Genomic DNA, 3,271 nt, shown 5'->3' with positions numbered 1-3,271 from the left:
CCGCGCCTCCGCGCCTGCTGAAAGCCCGCGTCGCCACCGGAGTCCAGCGCGAAGGTCGCGCCGGAGCCGGGCGCGAAGGCCTCCGAGTTCCCTCCGGAGGTGCAGCGCGCGCTGGACGCGCTGGTCCGCGCGGACCTGAAGCAGGGCCCCACCGCGGGCCTGTCCGTGGGCGTGATGCGGGGCGGCCAGCGGTGGATGAGCGGCTACGGCTACCGCGACCTGGCGAAGAAGCTGCCGGCCACGGTGCGCACCACGTACCGCATGGCGTCCATCACCAAGTCCTTCACGGCGGTGGCCGTGATGCAGCTGGCGCAGGCGGGCAAGCTGGACCTGGACGCGGACATCCACACGCTGGTGCCCGAGTACCCGGTGAAGCAGTGGCCGGTGACGGTGCGGCAGCTGCTGGGGCACCTGGGCGGCGTGCCCACCTACGACAGCCCGCGCGCCGGCAACAACACGAAGCCGGTGACGACGAAGGAGGCCATCGGGCTGTTCGCGGACCGGCCGCTCACATCGGAGCCGGGCACGCGCTACCTGTACACGACGTGGGGCTTCAACCTGCTGGGCGCGGCGGTGGAGACGGCCTCCGGCCAGTCCTACCGCGAGTACCTGCGCGACCACGTCTTCGGCCCCGCGAACATGAGCCACGCGGACCTGGATGAAGTCAGCACGCGCGACGCGCAGCAGGCGGTGGGCTACCGCGTGGTGGGCGCCGCGCTGAGGCCGTCGCGCTTCCTGGACGTCACCAGCCGCTTCGGTGGCGGCGGCACGCGCGCGACGGTGGAGGACCTGCTGGGCTTCGCTCGCGCGGTGCTGGACCACACGCTGGTGACGCGCGAGACGATGGGCCGCATGCAGGCGACCATGGTCACGCGCGACGGGCACATCACCGACTACGGCATGGGCTTCGCGACCTATCCGCTGCGGGGCCACTACATCGTGGCGCACGCGGGCGGGCAGCCGGAGACGACGACGCTGCTGGTGCTGCTGCCGGCGGAGGACACGGCCATCGCGCTCGCCACCAACGTGGAGGACGAGGCGAAGCGGCTGCGCCGGCTGTCCCTGCGGTTGATGGAGACGGTGCTGGACGATGGCGCGCCGGGCCGCGGCGGCCACTTCACGGACCCCGTGGACGCGGTCGTGTACGAGGGCCTGAGCCGGCTGGCGAGCTACGGGCTCGCGTACCACGACTGGGCCACGCGCGGGCCGGGCACGCTGCCGCCGGAGACGGACCTGGCGGGGGCGTTCACGAAGGTGTCGGCGCTCCTCGACCGGGCCGCCATCGCCAGGGACGGCCGGGGCGCGATGGAGCGGATCCGCGGCGCGCACGAGCCGCACGCCGGGTCGCTCTTCATCCGCGTGGGCGCGCACATGGCGGCCACGGTGCGGAAGGTGATGGGCGCGGAGCGGCTGAGCGCGTACCGGACGCAGGGCGCGGCGGGCTTCTTCGCGGACTACCTGTCCGCGTGCGAGACGCTGAAGTGTCCGGAGGCGGAGCGCTTCAACCCGGCCGTGCGCGGCGACGTGGCCCGCTTCGTCGCGGGGTGGAAGCGCGCGGAGGTGCCGGCGCTGCTGCGCTCCCGGCTGGACGCGGTGAAGGACCCCGAGCGGCTGTGGCCCGCGCTGAAGGAGGCGGCGGTGCGCGCCCCCGACGTGCGGCCGGACTACACGGACGAGCTGCTCGCGCTGGCGGACCGCGCGAAGCGCAAGCCCACGGACCGGATGCGCTGGCTGGAGCGCGCGACGGAGCTGCATCCGGAGTCGATGGACGCGCACCTGGCGCACGCGGTGGGGTTGATGGAGGCGGGCCGCGAGCCGGAGGCGATTCCGCACGTGCGAGAGGCCTTCGAGACGCCGGAGGGGTCGCTGGTGCTGTCGCCCGCCGGCTTCCTGCGGCGGCTGCTGGGCACGCGTTCGCTGAAGGTCGCCCGGGGCCTCTTGCGAGCGGCGGTGACGCTGCACCCGGACGCGCCGGAGCTGTGGGACGCGCTGGCGAAGCGGGAGCGGGTCCTGGGCGACGCGGGCGCGGCGAGGACGGCGCTGTCGCAGGCGAAGCGGGCCCGTCAGGCCCGAGCCGCCCAGGAGGCCCGAGCCCCGAAGGCGACCGGTGCCGTGACGCCGGCGGGGAGCGCGCAGGCACAGGACAAGGCCGGGAGCACGTCCCCTTCGGTGCCGGCGGATCCGGAAACGGCGCCGGAGCCGTAGCGCATCGCCTACGATGCGCGGCGATGACGCCTTCCTGTCCTTCCTGTCAGGCCCCCTTCACCCCCGGCGCGGAGACGTGCGAGCGGTGTGGGGCCTCGCTGCTGGTGGCCGCGGCTCCCGGAAGCGCCGAGCCCGTCTGCGCCGTGCACCCCGAGTGGCGGAGCGTGGCCACGTGCCCGCGCTGTGGCGCGTTCGCCTGTGCCCGCTGCCTGCGCGAGGGGCCGGAAGGCGCCATCTGCGCCACCTGCCACGAACGTGAGCCCCTGGGCCAGCTGCCGTGGGACCAGCGCGAGCAGCTGGGCACGCTCAGGGCGTTCTGGCGCACGTGCTACGGCCTGTTGATGCAGCCCACGAACACGCTCCGGGGCATCAACCCCGACGCGCCCGTGAGCAGCTCCATGACGTTCGTGCTCCTGTCCGCCATCGCCGGCTTCCTGACCACGGGCCTCGTCTACACGGCGATCATCGGCATCGTCCTGGGGCTCGTCCCCCAGACGGACACGGGGGGCGCGGATCCGAAGGCCCTGAAGCAGTGGATGACGGTGGGCATGGCGGCCTGGACGGTGCTGATGCCCGTCTTCAGCACCGGCCTGACGCTGGCCAACGCGGGCCTGGACCACCTCATCCTGCGCATGGGCGGCGTGGAGCGGGGCTTCTCCGTGACGATGCGCGCGCACGCGCTCTCGCAGGCGCCGTACATCGTCGGAGTGATTCCCTTCGTCGCCGTGTACGCCGCGCCCTTCTGGGCCATGGGCCTGCGCGCCTTCACCTACCGCACGCTGCACCGCACCAGCTGGGGCACGGCGCTGGCGGGCGCGCTCCTGGTGCCCGTGCTCTCGTGCTGCCTCTGCGGTGGCTTCTACGGGGCCTTCATCTTCGCGGCCTTCAAGAGCGGCGTGGGCCAGGGCTGAGCCCCACGCACCGCGCCTAGTGCTGCCCGGACGCCACCGTGGCCCCGTGCGGCACCTGCGAACCCGGCGCCGGCCAGAAGCGCGCGGCCCGGAGGCCGTTGAGCGACGCGACGAGGCGCCGGGAGCCCAGGTCGTAGACGCGCACCTGCGTCGCG

The 3,271-nt window shown here is 73.9% G+C and carries 2 protein-coding genes; both read left to right on the top strand.

Annotated features, from left to right (window positions below; genetic code table 11):
- Window positions 1-99 precede the first annotated feature (99 nt).
- The gene (locus ACLEQD_RS39890) at window positions 100-2,205 is read left to right on the top strand and encodes a serine hydrolase (protein WP_410391157.1); all 2,106 of its coding nucleotides are present in this window, start codon (window positions 100-102) and stop codon (window positions 2,203-2,205) included.
- A 23-nt stretch (window positions 2,206-2,228) separates the two neighbouring features.
- Window positions 2,229-3,116, top strand: a complete 888-nt coding sequence (locus ACLEQD_RS39885) for a YIP1 family protein (protein WP_410391156.1) — start codon at window positions 2,229-2,231, stop codon at window positions 3,114-3,116.
- Window positions 3,117-3,271: the final 155 nt, after the last annotated feature.

It is taken from the genome of Corallococcus sp. 4LFB (assembly GCF_046520365.1).
Classification (GTDB): Bacteria; Myxococcota; Myxococcia; order Myxococcales; family Myxococcaceae; genus Corallococcus; species Corallococcus caeni.
This window is presented reverse-complemented; position numbering and strand designations above follow the sequence as displayed.